Source organism: Pimelobacter simplex, assembly GCF_024662235.1.
In the GTDB taxonomy this organism is placed as follows: Bacteria; Actinomycetota; Actinomycetes; order Propionibacteriales; family Nocardioidaceae; genus Nocardioides.
In genome coordinates this window covers 121,940-148,019 of sequence record NZ_CP096276.1, presented here as the reverse complement: position 1 = coordinate 148,019, position 26,080 = coordinate 121,940, and the positions used below count along the sequence as shown (strand labels likewise).

The window sequence follows — 26,080 nt, the reverse complement described above, 5'->3', positions numbered from 1 at the left end:
AAGAATGCGCATCCTTACGGCACGGGTGTGCGATCCGACTCACACGGGCTCGATGGGACTAGCCCGAGCAGGACCGGTCCCCGAACGACGGGACCGAGGTCCCGGGACTTCAGCCCAGGTCGGCCAGGACCACGCCGAGCCAGCGCAGGCCGACGGGGTCGAGCTCGACGACGCGCGGATCGGCCTCGGGATCGACGTCGGTGCGCGCGGTGGCCCGGGCGATCCGGATCTCGAGCCGGTCGTCGGAGAGGCTCTCGGCGACGCCGGTCCCCCACTCCACGACGGTGACGGCCTCGTCGAGGTCGGTGTCGAGGTCGAGGTCGTCGAGCTCGGCCTGACCGCCGAGGCGGTAGGCGTCGACGTGGACGAGCGCCGGTCCGTCGCTGAGGGAGGGGTGCACCCGGGCGATGACGAACGTCGGCGAGGTGATCCCGCCGCGCACGCCCAGGCCCTCGCCGAGGCCCTGGGTGAAGGTGGTCTTGCCGGCCCCGAGCTCACCGCTGAGGACGAGCACGTCGCCCGCGCGCAGGTGGCCCGCGACCCGGCGGCCCAGGTCGCGCATGGACTCGGCGCTGGGGACGTCGACGGCGACCGGGACCGGCCGCGCCATCTCGACGTACGGCGCGTGGCGGGCCGTCTGCACGAAGCCCATGTCGCGCCAGAAGCCCACGGTGCGCGGCAGCTCCTCGCGCGCCAGGATCACCGCCCTGGTCGCGCCCGCCCGGCCGGCCGCGCGCAGCCCGGCCCGGACCAGCTCGCGCGCGAAGCCGCGGCCCTGGGCGGCAGGGTCGATGCCGAAGCGGCGCAGGTAGACCGCGTCGCCGACGGGGTCGAGGACGACCGCGCCGACCGGCTTGCCGTCGGCGCGCACGAGCAGTCCGCCGCCGGGCGCCAGCATCGCGGCGATCGACTCCTCGGTCTCGGCGAGTGCCTCGGTGGGCGGGTCGAGCGCGGGGCGCGCGGCGAACGCGGCCCGGACGACGGCCAGGACGTCGGCGGCGGCCTCGGGGCCGACGCGCGTGGTCTCCACGGTCACCGGGCTGCTGCCCTCGCGGTGGCGGCGGTGATGAGCTGGTCGAGCTCGGCGTTGACCAGCTCGTGGCGCTCCATGATGACCATGTGGCCGGCGCCCTCGCACTCGAGGAGGCGGGAGCCGGGGATCCGCGCGTGCAGCTTGCGGGAGTGGCCGATCGAGGTGAGCTTGTCGGCGGTGCCGCAGATGACCGACGTGGGCACCTGGCCGAGCCGCTCGACGAAGTCGAACTTGTCGAGGCCGGCGAAGTTGGGGAAGAAGTCGGCGACCACCTCGAAGGGGGTCGCGGCGAGCATCCGGTCGACGAACTCGACGTAGCCGCGCGGCACCTCCTCGCCGAAGGCGAAGCGGTCGGTGGCGACGGTCGCGACGGCGCCGCCCGCGCGTCGTACGCCGTCGATGGCGCGGTGGCCGAGGTGGAGGGTGCGGACCGCGCCCCGGGTGACCGGGCCGGCCAGCCGGGCCGGAACCATCGGCAGCAGCACCCGGCTGGGGTCGAGCCCGCCCGCGGTGGTGGAGATCAGGCCGACGCCGACGACCCGGTCACCGATGAGCTCGGGGTACTGCTCGGCGAGCGCGACGATCGACATCCCGCCCATGGAGTGCCCGACCAGGACGACCGGCCCCTCGGGCACGACCTCCTCGAGCACCCGGTGCAGGTCGCGGCCGAGCTGCTCGATGGTGGCGTGGGCGCGGTCGGAACGGCCGGAGCGGCCGTGCGAGCGCTGGTCGTAGTAGACCGCGCGGACCAGGCCGCGGTAGGCCGCGCGCTGGAAGTGCCAGCAGTCGAGGTTGAGGCAGTAGCCGTGCACGAAGACGACGGTGACCGGGCCGGCGAACTCGTCGACCTCGACGTGGAGCGGGACGCCGTCGTCGGTGACGACCGTGACCGGCGCCGAGTGCAGCGAGCCGAACGGGATGTCGTCTCCGGAGCGGCGGCTGATCGCCCGCTGCTGGCGCGCGATGCCGAGCGCGGCGCCACCGGCCGCGGCGACGCCGAGGGCGCCCGCGAGCGAGCCGAGGATCCGGCTGCGGCGGCTCACCGGTCGCCCTCCGTGCCGTCGACGTACCTGCGGGTCATCCGGCCCCCGATCCTGGTGACGATCTCGTAGCTGATGGTGGCGCACGCCTCGGCCCAGTCCTGGGCGGTGGGTCCACCCGCGGACGGCGGCCCGAAGACGATCACCTCGCTGCCGACCGGCGGCCGGTCGCCGCCGAGGTCGACGACGACCTGGTCCATGCACACGGTGCCCCGGATCGGGCGCGGCTTGCCCTCGATGCCGACGGACGCCGCGGCGTCGGCGGCGCCGGGACGCGAGGCGTGGCGCGGGATGCCCTCGCCGTAGCCGACGGGGACGAGACCGACCGTGGTCGGGTGCTCGGCCACCCAGTGCTGGCCGTAGGAGACGGCGTCGCCCACGGCGAGGTCCTTGACCATGAGCAGCGGCGCGCGGACCGTCATCGCGGGCACGAGCCCGATCTCGGTCGCCTCACCGGGCGCCGGGTCGAGACCGTAGAGGGCGATCCCGCAGCGCACCGCGTCGAAGCGGGACGACGGCCGCAGGATCGCCGCCGCCGAGTTGGCCAGGTGGCGCAGCTCGGGACGCAGCCCGTGCTCCTCGGCGAGCGCGAGCGCATCGCGGAAGGCCGCCTCCTGGCGGTCGTTGGCGGGGTGCGCGGGCTCGTCGGCGCACGCGAAGTGGGACCAGAGGCCGGTGATGGTCCAGGACCCCGCCTCCTCGCCGGCGCGCGCCCGCTCGAACAGCTCGGTCCAGGCAGCGCGCGGGGCACCGCTGCGCGAGAGCCCGGTGTCGACCTTGAGCTGCACCCGCGCGGGCCGGTCGGCCGTGGCGGCCGCCGCGGCGAGGGCGTCGAGGTGGGCGAGGCTGGACGCGGTGACGTCGAGGTCGGCGGCGACCGCGGCCGCCAGGTCGGTCCGGGGCCCGATGATCCAGCACAGGATGCGGCCCTCGACACCGGCCGCCCGCAGCGCGAGCGCCTCCTCGACAGTGGCCGCAGCGAGCCAGTCGGCGCCGCCCTCCCGGGCAGCCCGGGCACAGGCGACCATGCCGTGGCCGTAGCCGTCGGCCTTGACCACCGCGATCAGCGGGACCCCCGCGGTCGCGCGCAGCAGCCGTGCGTTGGCCCGGACCGCGGCCAGGTCGACGACGATCTCGGCGGGGCCGAGGGGCTGGGTCATCTGCCTATCGTCCCATCACGGGGTGGTCAGGGTGGCGAGCAGGTCGCCACCCTGTGTGCCGTGTCGCGGGCGGCCCGTGGTCCGGGTGCGTGCATCGCAAGGCGGCGGAGCGAAGGCGGGCCGGCGGCCCGTCGAGTCTCCGCCAACGCCGCGAGGTGCGCGCCCGGAGCGCGGGGCGTCCGACACGGCTCACAGGGTGGCGAGCAGGTCCGGCAGCGTGGCGGCGACGTCGGAGGCGACGATCGGGCCGTCCTGGGCCGCGAGCGTCGCCGCGGCGCCGTGCAGCCAGGAGCCGGCCGAGGCCGCGTCGAACGGGTCGAGCCCGGCGGCGAGGAGCGTCCCGATCAGGCCGCCGAGGACGTCGCCCGCGCCGGCCGTGGCCAGCCAGGGCGTGCCGGTCGTGGTCACCCGGGCCCGGCCGTCGGGGCGGGCGACGACGGTGTGCCGGCCCTTGAGCAGGACGACGGCGTCGAGGTCGTGAGCGGCGCGGCGGGCGTGGTCGAGCCAGCGGGCCTCGACGTCGGCCCGGTCGGCGTCGAGCATCCGGGCCAGCTCGCCCGCGTGGGGCGTGAGCACGGCGGAGCGGCCGCGGGCCAGGCCGGCGAAGGCGAGTGCGTCGGCGTCGACCACGACGGGGACGTCGTCGGCCAGGGAGCGGCGCAGCGCGTCCTCGGCGCGGTCGTCACTGCCCGAGCCGACCACCCAGGCCTGCACGCGGCCGGGGCCGACGACCTCGGGGTGCGCGGCGCGGACGAGGTCCAGGGCGGCCGGGTCGCCGTCGTACCGGACCATGCCGGCCAGGCCGCACGCGGCGCCGGCCACGCTGAGCAGGGCGGCGCCGGGATAGGTCGCGGAGCCGGAGCGGACGCCGACGACGCCACGGGTGTACTTGTGGGCGTCGGCCGCGGGGCGCGGGAGCAGCGCCGCGACGTCGGCGGCCTGGAGCGCCTCGACGGGGGCCTCGGGCAGGTCCAGGCCGATGTCGACGAGCTGGAGCGCGCCGCACGCGCGGGCCGCGGGGTCGACGAGGTGCGCGATCTTGTGGGTGCCGAAGGTGACGGTCAGGTCGGCGCTGACGTGGGGGCCGGCGACCTCGCCGGTGTCGACGTCCACCCCCGACGGTACGTCGACCGCGACCACCGGGCTCCCGGCGGCGTGGCCGAGCGCCGCGACCGCCTCGGCGCGCAGCCCGGGACGCCCGCCGATACCGACGATCCCGTCGACGACCACGTCGAACGGCATCGGCACCGGGCCCGGGCTGCCGATCCGGCCGCCCGCGGCGCGCAGCGCGGCGACCCCGCCCTCGTGCGCCGACGACGAGAGCAGCCAGGCCTCGACCTGGACGCCGCGCCGCGCGAGCAGGACCCCCGCGTAGAGGGCGTCGCCCCCGTTGTCGCCGGAGCCGACGAGGAGCAGCACCCGGCGGCCGTAGCCGCTGCCGAGGAGGTCCAGGACGGCGTACGCCAGGCCGGCCGCGGCGCGCTGCATGAGCGCGCCCTCGGGCAGCCGGGCCAACAGCGCGGCCTCGGCCGTGCGAACCTGCTCGACCGTGTGCGCCCGGATCACGACTCGAGCACCACCATCGCCGAGGCGATGCCGCCGTCGTGGGTGAGCGAGAGGTGCACCGACGTCACGCCCTGGGCATCGGCCTCGGCCAGCACGGTGCCGCGCAGCACGAACCGCGGCCGGCCGTTGTCCTCGGAGACCACCTCGGCGTCGTGCCAGGACATCCCGCGCGGGGCGCCGAGCGCCTTGGCGAGCGCCTCCTTGGCGGCGAAGCGCGCCGCGAGCGAGCGGATGTGCAGCGTCCGCTCGGCCTCGGTGAAGAGCTTGGTCACCAGCGCCGGCGTACGACGGCACGACTCCTCGAACCGGGCGATCTCGCACACGTCGATACCGACGCCGACCACCGCCACGGCCTTACTCGACGGTGACGGACTTGGCGAGGTTGCGCGGCTGGTCGACGTCGTGGCCCAGCACCGTGGCGAGCTCGCAGGCGAACAGCTGGAGCGGCACGATCGCCACCAGCGGCTGGAGCAGGACGGGCACCTTGGGCAGCCGGATCAGCTCGTCGGCGTAGGGCTCGATGGAGGCGTCACCCTCCTCGGCCAGGCAGATGGTCCGGGCGCCGCGGGCGCGGACCTCCTGGATGCCGCTGAGCATCTTGCCGTGGAGCTGGTCGCGACCCTTGGGGGGGACGACGCACAGCACCGGCAGGCCGTCCTCGACCAGCGCGATCGGGCCGTGCTTGAGCTCGCCGGCCGCGAAGCCCTCGGCGTGGAGGTAGGCGAGCTCCTTGAGCTTGAGCGCTCCCTCGAGCGCGACCGGGTAGCCGGCGTGGCGGCCCAGGAAGAGCACCGAGCGCGACGAGGCGTGGTCGGCGGCGAGGGAGTAGACGGCGTCGGAGCCGGAGAGCACGGTCTCGATGTGGCCGGGCATGGCCTCGAGGTGCTCCATGATCTCGTCGATCTCGTCGCCGAACCGGGTGCCCTTGACCTGGGCGATGTAGAGCGCGAGCAGGTAGCAGGCGACCAGCTGGGTCAGGAAGCCCTTGGTCGAGGCGACGCCGATCTCGGGGCCGGCGTGGGTGTAGATCACCGCGTCGGACTCGCGCGGGATCGAGGAGCCGTTGGTGTTGCAGATCGCGAGCACCTTGGCCCGCTGGGAGCGCGCGTGCCGGATCGCCTGGAGCGTGTCGGCGGTCTCGCCGGACTGGCTGATGGCGACGATGAGCGTGGTCGCGTCGATGATCGGGTCGCGGTAGCGGAACTCCGAGGCGAGCTCGACCTCGACCGGCGTCCGGGTCCAGTGCTCGATGGCGTACTTGGCGACCATGCCGGCGTAGAACGACGTACCGCAGGCGATGATGATGATCTTGTCGATGTCGCGCAGCTCTTCGTCGGCCAGGCGCATCTCGTCGAGCTGGAGCCGGCCGGTCGCATCGCGGCGGCCGAGCAGGGAGTCGGCGACGGCGCGCGGCTGCTCGAAGATCTCCTTGCGCATGAACCAGTCGTGGCCGTCCTTCTCGGCCGACGAGAGGTCCCAGTCGACGTGGAAGCGCTTGGCCTCGACCAGGCGGCCGTGGAAGTCGGTGACGTCGACCTTGTCGCGGGTCATCACGACGATCTGGTCCTGGCCGAGCTCGAGCGCCTCACGGGTGAACTCGATGAAGGCGGCGACGTCGGAGCCGAGGAAGTTCTCGCCCTCGCCCAGGCCGACCACCAGCGGCGAGTTGCGCCGGGCCGCGACGACCTTGTCGGGCTCCTCGGCGTCGATCGCGACCAGGGTGAACGCACCCTCGAGCTGCTGGCAGACACGCTGCATCGCGGTCTCGATGTCGACCCCGGACTGCACCTGGAGCTCGAGCAGCTGGGCCACGATCTCGGTGTCGGTCTCGGAGATCAGCTCGTGGTCGTCGGCCTCGAGGCGCGCGCGCAGCTCGAGGAAGTTCTCGATGATGCCGTTGTGCACCAGCGCCACCCGGCGGGACTCGCCGGTGTGCGGGTGCGCGTTGACGTCGTTGGGCGGGCCGTGGGTGGCCCAGCGGGTGTGCCCGATGCCGATCTGAGCCACCGGCATCGGCGTCTCGTCGAGCACCTTCTCGAGGTTGGCGAGCTTGCCGGCCCGCTTCTCGGTCCGCAGCAGACCCTCGCTCACGACCGCGACGCCGGCGGAGTCGTAGCCGCGGTACTCGAGCCTGCGGAGACCGTCGATGACGGTGTCCTGGGCCGACCGGGGCCCGATGTATCCGACGATGCCGCACATGATCGGCCAGTCTAAGCGGTCCGGGCCTGCATCCCCGCCTCGACAGCGGTGTGGCGCCCGCCGCCCTCCCCCGGCACCGTCCGGATCGAGGACGCACCTGAAGCCGCGGTGACGCCGACTGGAACAATCGGCGCCATGACGACGGGCGCGAGCACGGCGGACACCCCCGGCGAGGAGCTCCCGCGGGAGGCGTCGCCGTACGTCGAGCTGGACCGGGCGACCTGGGCACTGCTGGCCTCGGAGACCGAGAGCCCGCTCACCAGGGACGAGGTGCACCGACTCCGCGGCATCGGCGACTCGCTCGACCTGCGCGAGATCCGCGACGTCTACCTGCCCCTGTCCCGGCTGCTGTCCATGCGGGTCAGCGCGGCGACCGACCTGCACCACGCGCAGGAGGAGTTCCTGCACGGCCGGACGCCGCCGCGCACGCCGTTCGTGATCGGGCTGGCGGGTTCGGTGGCCGTCGGCAAGTCGACCGCGGCCCGCGTGCTCCAGCAGATGCTCGCGCGCTGGCCCGAGCACCCCAACGTCGCGCTCGTCACCACCGACGGCTTCCTCTACCCCAACGCCGAGCTCGAGGCGCGCGGGCTGCTCCAGCGCAAGGGCTTCCCCGAGTCCTACGACCGGCGCAAGCTGCTCAAGTTCGTCATCGACATCAAGTCCGGCATCGACGAGGTCGAGGCGCCGGTCTACTCCCACCTCGTCTACGACGTGGTCTCGGACGAGAAGATCGTCGTCAAGCGCCCCGACATCGTCATCGTCGAGGGTCTCAACGTGCTCCAGCCCGCGCGGGTCCGCGAGGACGGGCGCACCGGCCTGGGTCTGTCGGACTTCTTCGACTTCTCGATCTTCGTCGACGCCAACACCAACCACATCCGCGACTGGTACGTCGACCGCTTCCTCAAGCTGCGCGAGACCGCCTTCCGCGACCCGTCGTCGTACTTCGCGAAGTACGCCTCGCTGACCCACGACGAGGCCGTCGACGAGGCCCGCCGGATCTGGGACGCCATCAACGGCCCGAACCTGGCCCAGAACGTGCTGCCCACCCGCTCGCGGGCCACGCTGGTGCTGCGCAAGTCCGCGGACCACTCGGTCCGCTACGTCAGGTTGCGCAAGATCTGAGGCGTTTTCGCCCCATCCCGCGGATTCCGTGGGTTTCCGGCCGCCTCAGGCGGCAAGGACCCCTGGCATGACTCCCCGCAAGAAGGTCTCCGTCCTCACCGCCCTGCTGGCCGCGTCGACGTTCGCGTTGGCCGCCTGCGGCGGCGACGACGAACCCGACCGCAAGGGCAGCGACCCCGCCTCGACCGAGGCGACCACCGAGGCCTCGACCGAGACCACCACCGACGCCCCGACCGACGCCGGCACCGAGACCACCGAGGCCGCGCCCGCCGGCGACGTCGCCGCCCCGGGCACCGCGCTCGCGTTCGGCCAGCCGGCCGTCGTCCCGTTCTCGTCCGGCGACGCCAGCGGCACCGTCTCGGTGACCGTCACCGGCATCACCAAGGGCGCCGCCGCCGACCTGGCCCCGCTCAAGCTCGGCGACCGGGCCAAGGGCTTCGTGCCCTACTACATCAAGCTCGACGTCACCGGCGTCTCCGGCAGCGCGGAGCTGTCGAGCTACTCGATCAACGAGTCGATCGAGGGCACCCTGCCCGACGGCACCGAGGCCCAGAACATCTCGATCATCGGCACCTTCGCGCCGTGCGACGGCGAGTCCTTCCCCAGCGGCTTCGCCGACGGGCAGACCTTCTCGACCTGCGTGCCCTACCTGGCCCAGGAGTCCTCCTCGGTCAGCAGCGCCCGCTTCGCCCCCAACGACGGCCCCTACAGCTCCTTCGACGGCAAGCCCGTCGTCTGGAAGTAGGACCCCCGCGCCACCGACCGCGCGGCCGACGTCCCCGTCCCGGGAGGGGATGTCGGCCGCGATCGACTCAGCCGACGTCGCGACGCAGCGTCGTGAGCCGGCCGATGACGGCGAGCACGACGACGTACGCCAGGAGCACGAGGATCGCCGCCCAGCGCGGGAGCAGGTCGACATCGCCGGTCGCGCCGAGGAAGGACGCGCCGATCAACGAGTCCGCCGCCCCGCCCGGCAGGTACGACGCCACGCCCGCCAGCGCGTCGACCTGGCTCAGCACCACCCGGGCCAGCGGCTCGACGAACTGGGTGAACGCCAGGATCACGACGATCGCGGCCACCTGGTTCGACAGCACCGAGCCGACGGCCACGCCGATCACCGTCCACAGGGCGATCGCGACGACGCTGAACAGCAGCCCGACGAGCACGTCGCCGCGGCCGAGCATCGCCCCGTCGCCCTTGATCTGCAGCAGCGGGGCGCCGCCGGCGACGGTGGCGAGGACGCCGACCAGGCCGGCGACGAGGCCGACCGGCAGGACCGAGACGATCTTGGCGACCAGGAAGCGGGTCCGGTCGGGCTCGACGAGCAGGCTCTGCGTGATCGTCTTGTGCCGGAACTCCGTGGTCATCGCGAGGCTGCCGATGATGAGCGGGAAGACGTAGCCCACGCCGTTGACGACCGAGTACACCGACCGCGCGGCGGCCTCGCCGGTCAGCGGCGGCTCCTGGCCGTCGGGCACGAAGACGAAGGTCGTCGAGACGACGGCGGCGATGAAGACCAGGTAGCCGACCATCACGATCAGCAGCAGCCACCACAGCCGGGTGGTGAGCAGCTTGCGGTACTCCGCGACGAGTGCGGCCCTCATCGGACGTCCTCCGGTCGGGTCAGCTCGAAGAAGAGCGCCTCCAGGTCGACATCGCGCCGGACCAGCTCGTGCAGCTCGAGCCCGGTCGCGTGGGCGGCCGCGCCGACCTCGGCCGCGGTCGCGCCGTCGACGACGGTGCCGGCACCGTCGGCCTCCAGGGTCCAGCCACGGTCGGCCGCGAGGGACGCGAGGGCGTCGGGCCGCGGGGTCTCGACGTACGCCGCCGGGGTGGCGCGGGTGCGCAGCTCGGCCAGCGTCGAGGCGTGCCGGAGCCGGCCCTGCGCGATGACCACGACGTCGTCCACGCTCGCCTCGACCTCGCGCAGGAGGTGGCTGGAGACCAGGACGGTGCGTCCCTCCGCAGCGAACTGGCGCAGCAGCTGCCGGATCCACACGATGCCCTCGGGGTCGAGGCCGTTGGTCGGCTCGTCGAGCACGATCACCGGCGGGTCCGCGAGCAGCGCGGTGGCCAGGCCGAGCCGCTGGCGCATGCCGAGCGAGTAGCCGCCGACCCGCTTCGTGGCGGCCTGGTCGAGGCCGACGGCCTCGAGCACCTGGCGGCAGCGCTGCTTCGAGACGCCGACCTGGGGCGCGAACACCTCGAGGTGACCGAGCCCGGTGCGTCCGGGGTGGAAGCTCGACGCCTCCAGCGCCGCGCCGACGACCGTGCCCGGCCGCTCGTACGACGTGTAGGGCCGGTCGCCGACCAGGGTCCGGCCCGCGCTGGGCCGGGTCAGCCCGAGCAGCATCCGCAGGGTGGTCGTCTTGCCGGCGCCGTTGGGTCCGAGGAAGCCGGTCACGGCGCCGGGGCGGACGGTGAACGTGAGGTCGTCCACCGCCTTCACGGCGCCGAACTGCTTGGTGAGTCCGTCGATGACCAGTGGGGGACTTGTCATGGCACCACCCTGCCAGGTGGCGGCACCGGGTCAGAGGGCGAGGCGCTCCCGGACCACGTCGGCCAGGCCGTGGGCCACGCTGTCGGCCTGCTCGGCCGTCGGCGCCTCGACCATCACCCGCACCAGCGGCTCGGTGCCGGAGGGGCGCAGCAGGACGCGCCCGCTGTCGCCGAGCTCCTCCTCGGCCGCCGCGACGGCCGCGAGCAGGGCCGCGTCGTCGGTGCGCGCCCGGTCGACTCCCCCGACGTTGACCAGGACCTGGGGCAGCCGGGTCATCACGCCGGCCAGGTCGCGCAGGCGGTGGCCGGTCACGACCATCCGCTGCAGCACGTGCAGGGCGGTGAGCAGGCCGTCACCGGTGGTGGCGTGGTCGCGCAGGATGACGTGACCCGACTGCTCGCCCCCGAGGGAGTAGCCGCCGGCGCGCATGTCCTCGAGGACGTAGCGGTCGCCGACGCCGGTCTGGCGCACGGTGACGCCCGCGGCGGTCATCGCCTGGACCAGGCCGAGGTTGCTCATCACGGTCGCGACGAGGGTGTCGTCGCGCAGCCGGCCGGCGTCCTTGAGGCCCAGCGCCAGGATCGCCATGATCTGGTCGCCGTCGACGACCTCGCCGGTGTGGTCGACCGCGAGGCACCGGTCGGCGTCGCCGTCGACGGCGAAGCCGGCGTCCGCGCCGTGCTCCAGGACCGCCTTGCGCAGCGGCTCGAGGTGGGTGGAGCCGCAGCCGTCGTTGATGTTGAGGCCGTCGGGCTCGGCGCCGATGGTGATCACCGTGGCACCGGCCTCGCGCAGCGCGTGGGGGCCGACCGCGCTCGCCGCGCCGTGGGCGCAGTCGAGGACGACGGTGAGTCCGGCCAGCGGCCGGTTCGCGGCGTCGTCGAGGGTGCCGACCAGGTGGGCGGCGTACTCCTCGACGGTGGGGCCGTAGGGCGTGACCCGGCCGACGGCACCGCCGGTGGGGCGGTCCCAGTCCTGGCCGACGTGCTCCTCGATCTCGCGCTCCAGGGCGTCGTCCAGCTTGACGCCGCCGCGGGCCAGGAACTTGATGCCGTTGTCGGGCATCGGGTTGTGCGAGGCGCTGATGACCACGCCGAGGTCGGCCTCCAGCGCATCGGTGAAGTACGCGACGCCGGGCGTCGGCAGCACGCGCAGGCGCAGGACGTCGACGCCCGCGGCAGCCAGGCCCGCGACCACGGCGTGCTCGAGGAACTGCCCCGAGATGCGGGTGTCGCGGCCGACGACGGCCAGCGGGCGGGGCCGGTCGAAGCCGCCGTGCTCGACGAGCACCCGGGCCGCGGCGACGCCGAGGTCCAGGGCCAGCTCGGCGGTCAGCTTGTCGTTGGCGAGTCCGCGGACCCCGTCGGTCCCGAAGATGCGGGTCACGTGCGCTCCCTCTGTGTCACTGGTGCTGCCGTAAAACTGCCGACAGGGCCACGGACCGCGGCAGCGGTGCGTGGCCCTGTCGTGATGATCGCCTGGAGGCGGATCAGCGCTTGCTGTACTGCGGGGCCTTGCGGGCCTTCTTGAGACCGGCCTTCTTGCGCTCGGTCGCCCGGGCGTCGCGGGTCAGCAGACCGGCCTTCTTGAGGGTCGGGCGGTTGGCGTCGAGGTCGATCGCGTTGAGCGAGCGAGCCACGCCGAGGCGCAGCGCGCCGGCCTGACCGGTGATGCCGCCGCCGTGGATGCGGGCGATGACGTCGAAGCGGCCCTCGAGGCCGAGCGCCGCGAACGGCTCGTTGACGACCTGCTGGTGCAGCTTGTTCGGGAAGTAGTCCTCGATGGTCCGGCCGTTGATGGTCCAGGTACCGGTGCCGGGGACGATGCGCACGCGGGCCACGGCCTCCTTGCGGCGGCCGGTGGCCGCGCCGGGGGCGATCGTGGCGGGACGGGCGTCGATGGCGGCCGACGGAGAGGTCTCGCTGGTGTAGGCGACACCCTGCTCGTCGGTCTCGAAGGTCTCCTCGACCTCGGTGGTGTTCTCAGTCACTTGATAAGTCCTCAGTCCTGGTCAGCTCTGTCGAGAAGTCACTGGGAGATCTGGGTGATCTCGTAGGGAACGGCCTGCTGGGCCTGGTGGGGGTGAGCCGGGCCGCTGTAGACCTTCAGCTTCTTGATCATCTGCCGGCCGAGGCGGTTCTTCGGCAGCATGCCCCACACGGCCTTCTCGACGGCCTTGCGAGCGTCCTTGTCGATGACCTCACCGATCGGGGTCGCGGTCAGACCACCCGGGAAGCCCGAGTGGCGGTAGACCATCTTGGCCGTCCGCTTGTTGCCGGACAGGGCGACCTTGTCCGCGTTGACGATGATGACGTAGTCACCGGTGTCCGCGTTGGGCGCGAAGATCGGCTTGTGCTTGCCGCGCAGCAGGTTGGCGGCGGTGACCGCCAGGCGACCGAGGACGACGTCCGTCGCGTCGATCACGAGCCAGGCGCGCTCGACGTCGTCGGGCTTCGGAGCGTAGGTGCGCATGATGCGAACCCTCCTTGCTAGTTCGTAGCCACACGACGGATGTCGCACGGCGGTGCCTTTGCAGCGGGCTGCTCGGGCGGCGTCTCCTGACGAACTCAGCCCGGCCCACGCACGCTCGTCATCACGACGATCCGAGGGCGATCCGGGTCTGCCTCACGAACGGGCGTGAAGCGGCAGAAGACGCGACCGCCAAGGCTACGGGAGCGTGGAGACGCGGGTCAAAACGGTGCACCCGCCCGCACCGGCCGCCGATCGCGCTGTGACCTGTGCCACACTCGGGCCGCATGGACTCCGGACTGGTCTCGATCGGCCTGCCCGCCGCGCTGGCGATCATCATGTTCGGCCTCGGCCTGGCCCTGACCGCCGATGACTTCCGCCGGGTCGGCAGCGCCCCGCGCCCGGTCGTCATCGCCCTGCTCGCCCAGCTGGTCCTGCTCCCCCTGCTCTGCTTCGGCCTGGTGCTGGCGCTCGAGCTGGAGGCGATCCTGGCCGTCGGCATGATGCTGCTGGCCGCCTCGCCGGGCGGTACGACGGCCAACCTCTTCAGCCACCTCTTCCGCGGCGACGTCGCCCTCAACATCACGCTGACCGCAGTCAACTCCGTGATCGCCGTGGTGAGCCTGCCGCTGGTCGTCAACTTCGCCGTCGGCTGGTTCGACCCCGCCGGCGCCGAGGACATCGGCCTCCAGCCGGCCAAGACCGCCCAGGTGTTCGCCATCGTGCTGGCCCCGGTCGCGATCGGCATGCTCGTGCGCCGCTCCTCCCCCGCCTTCGCCGAGCGCGCCGACCGGCCGGTGCGGATCGCCTCGGCCGTGGTCCTCGCGCTCGTCATCGTCGGCGCGCTGCTGGGCGAGCGCGAGAACCTCGGCGACTACCTGGCCGACATCGGCCTGGCGACGGTCCTGTTCTGCGCGGCGAGTCTGGCCGTCGGCTACACGGTGCCGCGGCTGCTCGGCGTACCGGAGCGGCAGGCGCTCTCGTCGGCCTTCGAGGTCGGCATCCACAACAGCACGCTGGCGATCGCGGTGGCCCTGAGCGTGCTCGAGAACGACACGCTGGCGGTCCCCGCCGCGGTGTACGGCGTCCTGATGTTCCCGCTCGCGCTGCTCGCCGGGTGGCTCTTGACGCGCGGCCGGAGGGGCGGCCCGGGTCACGCTTCGGGACACCGGCTACCGGCTCTGTGACGTGGCCGACTAGGTTGGCAGCGTGACTGACTCTCTCACCGTACGCGACAACCGCACCGGCGCGGAGTACGAGATCCCGATCGTCGACGGCACCATCAAGGCCGCGGACCTCGGGCAGATCAAGCTCAACGACGACGAGCCGGGACTGGCCACCTACGACCCGGGTTTCGTCAACACCGCCTCGTGTCGTAGCTCCATCACCTACATCGATGGAGACAAGGGCATCCTCGAGTACCGCGGCTACCCGATCGAGCAGCTGGCGGAGAAGTCGAACTTCCTCGAGGTCGCCTACCTCCTGATCCACGGCGAGCTGCCCACCAAGGAGCAGTACGAGAACTGGGTCCACGAGATCACGTTCCACACGTTCGTCCACGAGAACGTCAAGGGCTTCATGCAGGGCTTCCGGTACGACGCGCACCCGATGGGGATGCTCATGGCGTCGGTGGGGGCCCTGTCGACGTTCTACCCCGAGTCGAGCCGGATCGCCGACCCCGACAACCGGCACATCCAGATCGTCCGGATGATCGCCAAGATGCCGACCCTCGGCGCCTGGTCGTTCCGCCACGCGCAGGGCAAGCCGTACGTCTACCCGGACAACGAGCTGTCCTACGCCGAGAACTTCCTCTCGATGCTCTTCAAGATGAGCGAGACGAAGTACGCCGGCGACCCGCGCATCGTCAAGGCGCTCGACACCCTCTTCATCCTCCACGCCGACCACGAGCAGAACTGCTCGACCAACGCGGTCCGCTCCGTCGGCTCCTCGCAGGTCGACCCCTACTCGGCCGTCGCCGCCGGCATCGGCGCCCTCTTCGGCCCGCTCCACGGCGGCGCCAACGAGGCCGTCCTCAAGATGCTGCGCCGGATCGGCACCGTCGAGAACATCCCCGCGTTCATCGAGGGCGTCAAGAACGGCGAAGAGCGCCTGATGGGCTTCGGCCACCGGGTCTACAAGAACTTCGACCCGCGCGCCAAGATCATCAAGAAGGCCTGCGACGACGTCTTCGAGGTCACCGGGGTCAACCCGCTCCTCGCCGTCGCCAAGGAGCTGGAGAAGATCGCGCTCGAGGACGAGTACTTCATCAAGCGCAAGCTCTACCCCAACGTCGACTTCTACTCCGGCCTCATCTACGAGGCCCTGGAGTTCCCGCCGGAGATGTTCACGGTCCTCTTCGCGATCGGCCGCACCCCCGGCTGGCTCGCGCAGTGGCTCGAGCTGACCCAGGACAAGGAGCAGAAGATCGCTCGTCCCAAGCAGATCTACACCGGCGCCCGGACGCTCGACTTCGTCCCCGCCGAGGAGCGCTGGGCCTGAGCCGGCGCACCGCCTGATCGCACCACGACCCCGACCGCTCGCGCGGTCGGGGTCGTTGGGTTTTTGGGTCTGGCGCGGGCTCAGGCGAGCAGGGCGTCGAGGTCGACGGGGACCTCGGCATCGCCGTAGGTGAGCACGACCTGGCCACCGGTGTGGCGGGCGGTCTCGAGGTAGAGGCCGTCGACGAGCTCGAGGGTGAGCACCTGGTGGTCACGCGGGTCGACGATCCAGTACGACGGCGCGCGCCACGCCGCGTAGCGCTGGACCTTGGCGACGAGGTCGTCGCGCCGGTTGGTGGAGAGCACCTCGACGACCAGCAGCGGGATGCCGGAGAGGAAGTCCTCGTCGCTGTCGTCCCGGAAGACGGTCAGGTCGGGGATGAGGAGCTCGCGGACGCCCGACGGCGACCAGCCGAGGGACGGGAGCGCCTCCGCCCCGGCAGGCAGGTCGGCCTCGACCAGGCGTAGGAGCCGCTGGACGATCTGCTGATGCTTCTTGCCTGCGGTCGGCATGACGACCAGGCACCCCCCGTAGTACTCACCGTCGTTCTCGGGGTGGTTCAGGTAGTCGCCCCAGCTCATGGGGATGCGCCGCAGCTCTTCGGTGGGCTCCATCGCCACGGTCATCGCTGCTCCTTCCGGTTTCGGCGTCTCCCGAGATCGTCGCCGACCCGGTAAGTCAACGCAACCGCCGGGTCCGCCGCCACCGGCAGCCTCAGCCCTGGGGAAAAGCCGGCAGCGCGGTCTCGAACAGCCACGGCCCCAGCAGCCCGGAGACGTCCACCCCGGTCCGCTCCCCCGCGAACTCCAGGAGCTCCGCCGTGGTCACCGACGCCCCGCGCCGCTCTGCCGCCCAGGCCTTGAGCAGCCCGAAGAAGGACTCGTCTCCGACGGCGAGGCGCAGCGCGTGCAGGGCCAGCGCCCCGCGCTTGTAGACGCGGTCGTCGAACATGAGCTCCGGGCCGGGATCGGCGAGCACCAGGTCCTGGGGCAGGTCGGCGAGGCGCTCGTGGTGGTGGCAGGCCCAGCCGTCGCAGGTGTGGGGGCCGCCGGACTCCTCCGACCACAGCCACTCGGCGTAGCAGGCGAAGCCCTCGTGCAGCCAGATGTCCTGCCAGTGGCGCAGGGTGACGGCGTTGCCGAACCACTGGTGCGCCATCTCGTGGGCGATCAGGCGCACCTGGGACCAGTCGGTCGAGCAGAAGTTGCGGCCGAACGTCGACAGGCTCTGGCTCTCGAGCGGGATCTCGAGCTCGTCGTCGGTGACGACCGCGGCATAGCCGTCGAAGGGGTAGTCGCCGAAGACCCGCTCGAAGAACGCCATCATCGCGGGCTGCTGGTCGAACGAGCCGGCCAGGTCGGCGTCGGGCGGCGCGATGGTAACCAGGGACGGCGCGTGCTCGGTGGTGTCGTAGCGGCCGATCTGCACCGTCGCCAGGTACGACGCCATGGGCCGGTCCATCACGTAGGTCCACGTGTCGACGCTGGCCCGGCGCCGCTTCTGCGCGAGGTTCCCGTTGGCCACGACGGTGTAGCCGGAGGGCGCGGAGAGCTCGATCCGGTAGGTCGCCTTGTCGTCGGGCCGGTCGTTGCAGGGGAACCAGGTGGGCGCGCCGTGCGGCTGGGCCGCGACGATGACGCCGTCCTCGAGCTCCTCCCAGCCGGCGTCGCCGTGGCAGCGGTCGATGACCGGCTGCGGCGAGCCGCCGTAGGCGATGGTCAGGGTGAGCTCGGCGCCGGCCGCGACGGCGCGGTCGAGCTGGAGGACCAGGCGGTTCGAGCGGGCCGACCACTTCTTGAGCCGGGCACCGTCGATGCGCAGCTTGGTCGCGGCGAGCCCGGCCAGGTCGAGCACGAGCCGGTGGGTCTCGGCGAGCACGACGACCGACAGGACGGCGGTGCCGCGCAGGCGGTTGCCGTCGGGCACGTAGACCAGGTCGAGGTCGTAGTGCCGCACCGAGTACGACGGATCGCCGTGGTCGGGCAGGTACGGGTCAGCGGTGGGAAGTCCGGGCACGGCGGGTCAGTCCTCCGCCCACGGCCCGATCGGGTTCCCGATCCACCTCGTCTTGTCCGGCACCGTCTCCCCCCTCATCACCAACGACACCGGACCGACCGTAGCGTGCTTGCCCAGCGACGCCGCGGGCAGCACGACCGAGTTGGGCCCGAGGGTGGCGCCGCGGCGCAGCCGGACGGTGTCGGTGGCGAGCAGGCGGTCGTGGAAGAGGTGGGTCTGCACGACGCTGCCCTGGTTGACGGTGGCGCCGTCGCCGAGGTCGACGAGGTCGGGCTCGGGCAGCCAGTACGACTCGCACCACACGCCACGGCCGACCCGCGCGCCCATCGCGCGGAACCACAGGGTGATGAGCGGCGAGCCGGTCGCGAGGCCGGCGAACCACGGTGTCGCGAGCACCTCGACGAAGGTGTCGGCCAGCTCGTTGCGCCACACGAACGAGCTCCACAGGGGGTGCGCGCCGGCCCGGACCCGGCCGACCAGGAGCCACTTCGCGGCGATCGCGACGACGGCGGCCAGGAGGCCGGCTCCCCACAGCAGCAGCGGTACGACGAGCGCCCCGGCCACCGCGCCGTGGTCGGCCCACACGGCCAGGCTGCCGAGCACCACCAGCGCGTGCAGGGCCACGGCGAGGGCGATCGGGACGAGCCGGGCCAGTTCCCAGCAGGCGCGGGCGACCTTGAGCCGGGTCGGCGGGGCGTAGGTCCGCTCGTCGGCCGAGCCCTGCTCGGCCCGGCGCAGCGGCGCGGGCGGGCTGCCGAGCCACGACTCCCCCGCCTTGACAGTGCCGCGCGCGGGCGCGGCCGAGAGCACCGCGACCAGCGAGCGCTTGGGCACCTTGCGGCCGGGCGCGGCCATCGCGGAGTTGCCGACGAAGGCGCGCTTGCCGACCTTGACCCGCTCGGCACGCAGCCAGCCGCCGCCGAGCTCGTAGCCGCCGATCAGGGTGTCGTCAGCCAGGAACGCCTGGTCGCTCACGGTCGTCAGCGACGGGATCATCAGCACCGTCGAGGCCTCGACGTCCTTGCCGATGCGCGCGCCGAGCAGGCGCAGCCAGCGGGGCGTGAGCTGGGAGCTGTAGAGCGCGAAGAGCCAGGTCCGGGCCTCGTCGAGCACCCGGATCGTGCCCCACACGCACAGCGCGGCGCGGCTCTGGAGCGGGTGCGCGCCGGGCTTGACCCCGCGCGCCAGGAGCCGCACGACGAGCAGCACCAGGAGCGCCAGCACGACGCAGCCGGCGACCACGCCGGGCACCAGCCACGGCAGCAGCGCCCGGGCGGCCTCGCCGGCCGACGCGGTCGAGCCGATGTCGGCCAGCAGCAGCACCGGTACGACGACCGCGAGCAGCGCGAGCAGCGGCAGCAGCGCGAGCAGGGCGGCCGTTGCGGCGTACGAGACCGCCCACACGCGCAGCGAGCGGCGCGAGGCCGGCGGGCGCTCGGCCCACGGACCCCGGGCGGCGGAGCTGGCGCGGGTGGCCGGCGCGCCGGACCAGAACTCCCCGGCGGGCACCTGCCCGAAGACCGCGGAGCCGGGCGCCACCTCGGCGTCGTCCCCGACGACCGCGCCGGGGCAGAGCATCGAGCGGGTGCCGACGCGGGCCCGGCGGCCCACCCGGATCCCGCCCACGTGCAGGGTGTCCCCGTCGATCCAGTAGCCGGTGAGGTCGACCTCGGGCTCGATCGAGGCGCCCTTGCCGACGGTGAGGTGACCGGTGATGGGCGGCAGCGAGTGCAGGTCGGCGCCGCGGGCGACCTTGGCGCCGAGCAGCCGCGCGTACCAGGTGATGTAGGGCGCGCCGCCGAGGCGGGTCGCGCCCAGCTCGTCGGCGAGGCGCTCGGCCGCCCAGATCCGCAGGTGCACCTTGCCGCCGCGCGGGTAGGACCCCGGCTGCACGCCGGCGAGCACGGCCCGGGCGAGCTTGGCGGCGACGAGCATCCGCCCCGGCGGGCTGACGAAGACGACGAGCAGCAGCACGATCAGCCACCACGGCGCGGCCGGCACCCAGGCCACGTCGAGCAGGTCGTGGGCCAGGCGCGAGGCGGTCAGGATCCCGGCGAGCCATCGCGGCGCGGCGAGCGCCCGCAGCACCGGTACGGCGAGCACCTGGCCGACCTGGGTCTTGGGCGGGATCGGCTTGACCTTGCGGCTCTGCTCGGCGAGCGCGCTCGGCTCGAGCGAGTCGAGGAAGGCCGCGAGCCCGTCGACGGTGGGGTTCTCGTAGAGGTCCGCGACCGTGAGCTCGGCGTGCTCCGCGCGCAGGAGCGTGACCACCTGGGCCGCGGTGAGGCTGCCGCCGCCGAGGTCGAAGAAGTCGGACCCCGGGCCGTCGGGAGCCGCGCCGATGACCTTCTGCCAGACCTCCGCGATGCGCGCGGAGGTGCCGTGCAGGCCGGCGTCGGCGGGATCCGCGGTCGGCAGCGGCCAGGGCAGCGCGTCGCGGTCGACCTTGCCGGAGGTGCGCGTCGGGATGTCGTCGACGACCGCGAGCCGCGGGACGAGGGCCGCCGGCATCGTGGCCCGCAGGTGGGCGGTCGCCGCCGCCGCGTCGTACGCCGCGGTGGTGGTGAGGTAGCCGACGAGCAGCTGGTTGCCCGTGCTCGTGCGGCGCACGGCCGCCGCGGCGGCCGAGACCCCGGGCAGCGCGAGCAGGGCCGAGTCGATCTCGCCGAGCTCGATCCGGCGTCCGCCGACCTTGACCTGGTCGTCGGCGCGGCCGGCGAACAGCAGCCCCGCGGGGTCGTTGATGACGATGTCGCCGCTGCGGTAGGCGCGCTCCCAGCCGAGTGTCGGCATGGGCGCGTACTTCTCGGCGTCCTTGGCCGGGTCGAGGTAGCGGGCCAGCCCGACGCCGCCGATGATCAGCTCGCCGCGCTCGCCCTCGCCGACCGGCTCACCGGTCGCGGGATCGACCACGACGAGGTCCCAGCCGGCCAGGGGCAGCCCGATCCGGACCGGGCCGACGCCGTCGACGAGCGCGCCGCACGCGACCACGGTCGCCTCGGTCGGGCCATAGGTGTTCCAGACCTCGCGGCCCTCGCGGGCCAGGCGGGCGGCCACCTCGGGCGGCAGCGCCTCGCCGCCGAGGATGAGCAGCCGGACCCGCTCGAGCGCGTCGTCGGGCCACAGGCTGACCAGGGTCGGCACGGTGGAGACGACGGAGATGTCGTTGGCGGTCAGCCAGGGGCCGACGTCGACGCCGCTGCGCACCAGCGCCCGCGGCGCGGGGACCAGGCAGGCGCCGTAGCGCCAGGCGAGCCACATCTCCTCGCAGCTCGCGTCGAAGGCGACGCTGAGGCCCGCCATCACCCGGTCGGACGGGCCGATCGGCGCGTCCTGCAGGAACATCCCGGCCTCGGCGTCGACGAACGCCGCGGCATTGCGGTGGGTGACCGCGACCCCCTTGGGCGTCCCCGTAGAGCCGGACGTGAAGATCACCCAGGCGTCGTCGTCGACCCCCGGGTCGCGCCGGGACCGGGCCGGCGCCTCGCGGCGCGCCTCGATGACCAGGCCGGTGCCGATGAGCGCGGCGACCCGGGCCTCGCCGAACACCAGCCGGGCCCGCTCCTCGGGGTCGTCGGCGTCGACCGGCACGTAGGCGGCACCGGCGAACAGGATCCCCATGATCGCGACGTAGAGGTCGGTCGTGCCCGACGGCAGCCGGACGCCGACCTTGTCGCCCGGGCCGATCCCGAGGTCGGCCAGGTCGGTGGCGACCGCCTCGGCGGCCTCGGCGAACTCGGCGTAGGTGACCGTGTCGTTGCCGCTGTCGAGCGCCATCGCGTCCGGGTGGTCGGCGGCCGTGCGCCGCAGGACGTCGACCAGCGTGCGCGGCGGGGGCGCCTCGTCACCGCGGAGCAGGGGGTTCACCTCTCGATCCTCGTCGATCCAGGTGAACGGGACATGACCGGTTCGCAGGCACTCCGTTGTGCCGCTTTGTGATGTGAGCCACAATCAGCGAGGTGAGTGCGACGACGGAGCCCGAGAACCCCGCCCCTGCCACCCGCGCGTGGCCGCCTGCCGTGCCGCCGGAGCCGACGTACGTCGACGACCGGCTCAACTACTGGGCCGAGGCCACCCCCGACGCCGAGGCGATGACCTACCTCGGCCGGACCTGGACCTGGGCCGAGTGGCACGACCGCGTCCACCGCGCGGCCGGCGGCCTGCGCGACCTCGGTGTCGCCCGCGGCGACGTCGTGTCCTTCCTCGACAAGAACCACCCGGCCTGCGTCGAGATCAGCCTCGCCGCGGGCTCGATCGGCGCCGCCAACGCGATCATCAACTGGCGCTCGGCCGGCGACGAGATCGACTACGCCGTCAACGACTCCGGCGCCAAGGTGCTCTTCGTCGGGCGCGAGCTGATGCCGACGATCGAGGCGATCCGCGACCGGCTGCCGAACGTCGAGAAGATCATCGAGGTCACCCCCGACGGGGGCGAGGACGACGAGTACGAGCAGTTCCTGACCGCCTCCACGGCCTGCGCCGACGGCCCCGACGTCCTCGAGGACGACGTGTGCCTGGTGATGTACTCCTCCGGCACGACCGGCCGGCCCAAGGGCGTCATGCTCACCCACCGCAACATGGTCAAGCACACCATCAACGCCCATGACGGCTGGGGATTCGAGCCGGGCGACAAGTCGATGGTGGCCATGCCGCTCTTCCACGTGGGCGGCTCGTCGTACGTGCTGTTCGGGATCCACGACGGCATCCCCAGCGTGATGACCCGCGAGCCCGACGCGGCCTCGCTGGCCGGCGCGATCCTGGCCGGCGCCAACCGGACCTTCCTGGTGCCGGCGGTCCTCGCCCAGGTGCTCCAGGCGGGCCCCGACGCGGTCCAGCTGTTCGGGCTGCTCAAGACCTACACCTACGGCGCCGCGCCGATGCCGCCGCCGCTGCTGCGCGCGGCGATGAAGGCCTGGCCCGACACCGACTTCATCCAGGTCTACGGCCTGACCGAGGTGGCCGGCGTCGCGACCCACCTGATGCCCGAGGACCACCGCACCGCGGAGGCCGACGGTCACCCCGAGCGCCTCGTCTCGGCCGGCAAGCCGCTGCCCGAGTGCGAGGTCCGGATCGTCGACCCGGCCACGCTCGCCGACGTCGCCACCGGCGAGCACGGCGAGATCTGGCTCAAGACGCCACAGCTGATGAAGGGCTTCCTCAACAAGCCCGAGGCCACCGCCGAGGTGATCACCGACGACGGCTGGTTCCGCACCGGCGACATGGGCCACGTCGACGAGGACGGCTTCGTGTTCGTCTCCGACCGGCTCAAGGACATGATCATCACCGGCGGCGAGAACGTGTACTCCCCCGAGGTCGAGCGGGTCCTCTCCGAGCACCCCGCGGTCCTCGAGGTCGCCGTGATCGGCGTACCGGACGAGCGGTGGGGCGAGTCGGTCAAGGGCGTGGTCGCGCTCAAGGAGGGCTCGGACACCAGCGAGCTCGAGCTCATCGAGTGGACCCGCGAGCGCCTCGCCCACTTCAAGGCGCCCAAGACCGTCGACATCATCCCGGCACTGCCCCGCAACCCCACGGGCAAGATCCTCAAGCGCGAGCTCCGCAAGCCCTACTGGGAGGAGCAGGAGCGCCAGGTCTGACTGACGAGCCCCATGTAACTACGTGTTACGTCGCTCTACCTGGGTGCTGTTGCTGCTTCCCGGGCGTTGTTGCGCCGCTTTTTGCGACGTAACACGTAGTTACATGCGTCAGTGCGCGATGGCCGCCCGGACCCGGGCGGCCGTCTCGCCGAACTTCGCCAGCCCGCGGATCTCGTCCGGCGCGAGGTCGGCGTCGGCGGAGAACGGGACCAGCTCGTCGAGGACGATCCGCCCCGGGCGCGGGCTCATCACGAGCACCCGCGAGCCGAGGAAGACCGCCTCGTCGACGCTGTGGGTGATGAAGAGGATGGTCTTGCCGGTGGCCCGCCACAGCGCGAGCAGCTCGCCCTGCAGGCGCTCGCGGGTGAGGGCGTCGAGCGCGCCGTAGGGCTCGTCCATGAGGATCACCTCCGGGTCGCCGGCGAGCACCCGTGCGATCTGGGCGCGCTGCTGCATGCCGCCGGAGAGCTCGTACGGACGCCGGTCGGCGGCGTCGCTCAGCCCGACCAGGTCGAGGTAGCGGTCGGCGATCGCCAGCCGCTCGGCCCGCCGTACGCCGCGCAGGCGGGGGCCGAGCGCCACGTTGCGCCGTACGTCGAGCCAGGGGTAGAGGTTCGGCTGCTGGAAGACCACCCCGCGCTCGACCCCCGGCCCCGTCACCGGCACGCCGCCCACCGCGATCGACCCCGCCGACGGCGACGCGAAGCCGGCGATCATCCGCAGCAGCGTGGTCTTGCCGCACCCCGACGGCCCGGCGAGCGTGACGAGCTCACCGGGCGCGATGTCGAGGTCGATCCGGCCGAGCGCCGCGACGGCGCCGCCGCGGGCCGGGAACGCGTGCTCCAGGCCGGCGACGGCGATGCCCTTGCTCATCGGTGCCCGCTCACTTGCCTGCGGCCGCCGCACCGGACGGGTCGACCCCGGCGGCGTACACGTCGGGTCCGGCGACGGCGTCGATGCCGTCCTGGGTGAGCAGGAACTCCGCGGTGGCGTGGAGGTCCTCGCCGAGCTTCTTGCCCAGCCACTCCGCCTCGGCCTGGTCCGCGGCACGCAGGTAGGTCAGCCCGGCGAACTGCGCCTTGGCCTCCTCCGGCGTCACGCCGACCTCGATCGCCACGCTCTCGGCGGCCTTGTCGGGGTCGGTGAGGATCTGCTCGACGGCGTAGTCCTGGGCCTTGGCCCAGACCTCCAGCACCTTCGGGTTGGCCTCGATGAACGACGTGCTCGCCAGCCCCAGGTCGTACGTCGGCTTGCCGGCCGCCGCGGTGTCCGCGCTCGACAGGATGACCGTGCCGCCCTCCTTCTTCAGCTCCGACAGGGTCGGGTCCCAGATCCAGGCGGCGTCGATGTCGCCCTTGGTCCAGGCCGGCGCGACCTGCTCGGGCTCGCTGTTGACGAGCTTGTAGTCGGCCGGGTCCTCGCCGGCGTCCGTGATCGCCTGGAGCAGCGAGTAGTGCGCGGTCGAGCCGAACGGCGTCGCGATCGTCTTGCCCTTCAGCCCCTTGATGTCGGTGATCGCGGGGTCGCGGACCACCAGCGACTCGGCCTCGCCGATGACGTCGTGGATCCAGACCACCTTGACCGGCAGGTCCAGCGGCGCGGAGAGGGCCTTGGTCGAGGGCGAGGAGCCGGCCAGGCCGAGGTCGAGGCTGCCGCCGCCGAACGCCTGGATCACGTCGCCGCCGGAGGCGAAGTTGCTCCACTCGACGGTGGCGTTGGGCAGGCAGGACTCGAGGATCCGCTGGTCCTTGACCACGACATCGCCGTTGGGGATCTTCTGGTAGCCGATCCGGATCTTGCCGGTCACCGAGGTGTCGGCCTTCCAGGGGCAGTCGCTCGCCGACGCCTCCTTGTCCTCGCCCAGGCTGCACGCCGACAGCGGGAGCACGAGGGCGGCGACCAGACCGGCAGCGGCGGTCCAACGGGTGCGGTTCATTTCAGGCCTTTCCTCGCCACGGGACGACGAGCTTCTCGATGGTGCGGATGACGGCGTCAAGGGCGATCGCGGTGAGGCCGATGACGAGGATGCAGGCGACCGACAGCGCGATCTTGTTCTGCGTTCCCGAGAGATAGGCCAGGCCTCCGATGCCCGGCAGTCCGTTGACGAGCTCCGCCGCGACGACCGTCGTCCAGGCGAAGCCGACGGCGACCCGCAGGCCCGACAGGATGTCGGGCAGGGTCGCCGGGAGGATCACGTGCCGGGTCACCTGCAGGCGCGAGGCACCCAGGCTCCGTACGGCGTTGACCTGGTCCAGGCGCACGCCCCGCACGCCGTTGACCGTGGCGAGCGTGATCGGCGGGAAGGCGGCGAGGAAGAGCAGCCACACCTTCGAGGTGTCGTAGATGCCGAACCACGCCACCAGGAAGCCGATGTAGGCCAGCGGCGGCAGCGAGCGCAGGAAGTCGACGTACGGGCCGACGAGGTCACCGACCCACCGCACGCTGCCCATGAGCAGCCCCAGCGGTACGCCGACCAGGACGCCCAGCGCGAGGCCCAGACCGATCCGGCGCAGGCTGACGAGCAGGTGCTCCCAGAGGAAGTAGTTCTCCTCGCCGCGCACCACGCGCTCGATCCCGCCCCCGACGGGGTGGTGGGAGTTGGCGCGCACGAACGCGTCCCACACCTCCAGCGGGCTCGGGGTCAGGTAGTGCGGCTGGACCAGGTCCGCCGCGGCGACGACCGACCAGACGACCAGCAGCACGACCAGGCTGACGGCGAGGCCGGCCCAGCGGCGCGGCGCGGAGGCGGAGGAGCGGGTGGACACCCGACGTAATCTATAGCGAGTCGCTCAACTTTATGGTTTTGGGGTTGGTCTACGAGACGCAGCCCGTCACCGCAGGCTCAGAGGAAGTCCTCACCTCGGTCTCAGCGGGATCACAGG

Annotated in this window: 22 protein-coding genes; 5 read left to right on the top strand and 17 right to left on the bottom strand. The window is 72.7% G+C overall.

Translation table 11 applies throughout. The features are described 5' to 3' along the window. Positions 1-109: 109 nt before the first annotated feature. From tsaE to glmS, 6 genes are all read right to left on the bottom strand, one after another. Entirely contained in the window at positions 110-1,030 is a 921-nt protein-coding gene (gene tsaE / locus M0M48_RS00760) for a tRNA (adenosine(37)-N6)-threonylcarbamoyltransferase complex ATPase subunit type 1 TsaE (protein WP_257754010.1), read from the bottom strand. A 2-nt stretch (positions 1,031-1,032) separates the two neighbouring features. Next, positions 1,033-2,076 (bottom strand): alpha/beta fold hydrolase, encoded by a 1,044-nt coding sequence (locus M0M48_RS00755; protein ID WP_257754009.1) that lies wholly within the window; start codon positions 2,074-2,076, stop codon positions 1,033-1,035. Next, positions 2,073-3,233: an alanine racemase gene (gene alr, locus M0M48_RS00750; protein WP_257754008.1), complete on the bottom strand. Its 1,161-nt coding sequence runs from the start codon at positions 3,231-3,233 to the stop codon at positions 2,073-2,075. Before alr ends, M0M48_RS00755 begins: the two co-directional genes overlap by 4 nt. Before the next feature lie 189 nt (positions 3,234-3,422). Beyond that, positions 3,423-4,799, bottom strand: coding sequence for an NAD(P)H-hydrate dehydratase (locus M0M48_RS00745; protein ID WP_257754007.1), 1,377 nt, complete (start codon positions 4,797-4,799; stop codon positions 3,423-3,425). Beyond that, positions 4,796-5,149 (bottom strand): holo-ACP synthase, encoded by a 354-nt coding sequence (locus tag M0M48_RS00740; RefSeq protein ID WP_215813111.1) that lies wholly within the window; start codon positions 5,147-5,149, stop codon positions 4,796-4,798. Before M0M48_RS00740 ends, M0M48_RS00745 begins: the two co-directional genes overlap by 4 nt. Before the next feature lie 4 nt (positions 5,150-5,153). Further along, positions 5,154-6,998 (bottom strand): glutamine--fructose-6-phosphate transaminase (isomerizing), encoded by a 1,845-nt coding sequence (gene glmS, locus M0M48_RS00735; RefSeq protein ID WP_257754006.1) that lies wholly within the window; start codon positions 6,996-6,998, stop codon positions 5,154-5,156. A gap of 135 nt (positions 6,999-7,133) precedes the next feature. On the opposite strand from glmS, the gene coaA reads away from it, so the two are divergent. Further along, entirely contained in the window at positions 7,134-8,120 is a 987-nt protein-coding gene (coaA, locus tag M0M48_RS00730; RefSeq protein WP_257754005.1) for a type I pantothenate kinase, read from the top strand. Positions 8,121-8,187: 67 nt separating this feature from the next. Beyond that, complete coding sequence (locus M0M48_RS00725) at positions 8,188-8,865, top strand: hypothetical protein (protein ID WP_257754004.1); 678 nt, start codon at positions 8,188-8,190, stop codon at positions 8,863-8,865. A gap of 67 nt (positions 8,866-8,932) precedes the next feature. Here M0M48_RS00725 and M0M48_RS00720 read toward each other — a convergent pair whose 3' ends face one another. The 5 genes from M0M48_RS00720 to rplM all read right to left on the bottom strand — a co-directional run bounded on the left by M0M48_RS00720 (position 8,933) and on the right by rplM (position 13,092). Next, positions 8,933-9,724 (bottom strand): ABC transporter permease, encoded by a 792-nt coding sequence (locus M0M48_RS00720; RefSeq protein WP_257754003.1) that lies wholly within the window; start codon positions 9,722-9,724, stop codon positions 8,933-8,935. After that, positions 9,721-10,620: an ABC transporter ATP-binding protein gene (locus M0M48_RS00715; RefSeq protein ID WP_257754002.1), complete on the bottom strand. Its 900-nt coding sequence runs from the start codon at positions 10,618-10,620 to the stop codon at positions 9,721-9,723. The genes M0M48_RS00720 and M0M48_RS00715 overlap by 4 nt, the downstream gene beginning before the upstream one ends. Before the next feature lie 30 nt (positions 10,621-10,650). Beyond that, on the bottom strand, positions 10,651-12,006 hold the full coding sequence (glmM, locus tag M0M48_RS00710) for a phosphoglucosamine mutase (protein WP_215813120.1): 1,356 nt from the start codon (positions 12,004-12,006) through the stop codon (positions 10,651-10,653). A 103-nt stretch (positions 12,007-12,109) separates the two neighbouring features. Continuing rightward, positions 12,110-12,625: a 30S ribosomal protein S9 gene (gene rpsI, locus M0M48_RS00705; RefSeq protein WP_374196991.1), complete on the bottom strand. Its 516-nt coding sequence runs from the start codon at positions 12,623-12,625 to the stop codon at positions 12,110-12,112. Positions 12,626-12,648: 23 nt separating this feature from the next. Beyond that, a complete protein-coding gene (gene rplM / locus M0M48_RS00700) occupies positions 12,649-13,092 on the bottom strand; it encodes a 50S ribosomal protein L13 (protein ID WP_215813122.1) in 444 nt (147 codons plus the stop codon). A gap of 284 nt (positions 13,093-13,376) precedes the next feature. On the opposite strand from rplM, the gene M0M48_RS00695 reads away from it, so the two are divergent. Beyond that, positions 13,377-14,276, top strand: a complete 900-nt coding sequence (locus tag M0M48_RS00695) for a bile acid:sodium symporter family protein (RefSeq protein ID WP_257754001.1) — start codon at positions 13,377-13,379, stop codon at positions 14,274-14,276. Between the two features lie 22 nt (positions 14,277-14,298). After that, positions 14,299-15,588: a citrate synthase gene (locus M0M48_RS00690; RefSeq protein WP_215813124.1), complete on the top strand. Its 1,290-nt coding sequence runs from the start codon at positions 14,299-14,301 to the stop codon at positions 15,586-15,588. Positions 15,589-15,668: 80 nt separating this feature from the next. On the opposite strand, the gene M0M48_RS00685 is transcribed toward M0M48_RS00690, so the two are convergent. The 3 genes from M0M48_RS00685 to M0M48_RS00675 all read right to left on the bottom strand — a co-directional run bounded on the left by M0M48_RS00685 (position 15,669) and on the right by M0M48_RS00675 (position 21,471). After that, positions 15,669-16,214 (bottom strand): Uma2 family endonuclease, encoded by a 546-nt coding sequence (locus M0M48_RS00685; RefSeq protein WP_257754000.1) that lies wholly within the window; start codon positions 16,212-16,214, stop codon positions 15,669-15,671. 88 nt (positions 16,215-16,302) lie between these two features. Beyond that, on the bottom strand, positions 16,303-17,604 hold the full coding sequence (locus M0M48_RS00680; protein WP_257753999.1) for a M1 family metallopeptidase: 1,302 nt from the start codon (positions 17,602-17,604) through the stop codon (positions 16,303-16,305). A 6-nt stretch (positions 17,605-17,610) separates the two neighbouring features. Continuing rightward, a complete protein-coding gene (locus M0M48_RS00675; protein WP_257753998.1) occupies positions 17,611-21,471 on the bottom strand; it encodes a Pls/PosA family non-ribosomal peptide synthetase in 3,861 nt (1,286 codons plus the stop codon). A 92-nt stretch (positions 21,472-21,563) separates the two neighbouring features. Between M0M48_RS00675 and M0M48_RS00670 the strand changes: the two genes are divergently transcribed. Next, entirely contained in the window at positions 21,564-23,198 is a 1,635-nt protein-coding gene (locus M0M48_RS00670; RefSeq protein WP_257753997.1) for a long-chain-fatty-acid--CoA ligase, read from the top strand. Between the two features lie 108 nt (positions 23,199-23,306). Here M0M48_RS00670 and M0M48_RS00665 read toward each other — a convergent pair whose 3' ends face one another. From M0M48_RS00665 to M0M48_RS00655, 3 genes are read right to left on the bottom strand one after another with little or no spacing between them, the layout of a single operon-like run. Continuing rightward, complete coding sequence (locus M0M48_RS00665; RefSeq protein ID WP_215813128.1) at positions 23,307-24,071, bottom strand: ABC transporter ATP-binding protein; 765 nt, start codon at positions 24,069-24,071, stop codon at positions 23,307-23,309. A gap of 10 nt (positions 24,072-24,081) precedes the next feature. Then, a complete protein-coding gene (locus M0M48_RS00660; protein ID WP_257753996.1) occupies positions 24,082-25,134 on the bottom strand; it encodes a taurine ABC transporter substrate-binding protein in 1,053 nt (350 codons plus the stop codon). Between the two features lies 1 nt (position 25,135). Next, entirely contained in the window at positions 25,136-25,963 is an 828-nt protein-coding gene (locus M0M48_RS00655; protein ID WP_257753995.1) for an ABC transporter permease, read from the bottom strand. Positions 25,964-26,080 lie beyond the last annotated feature (117 nt).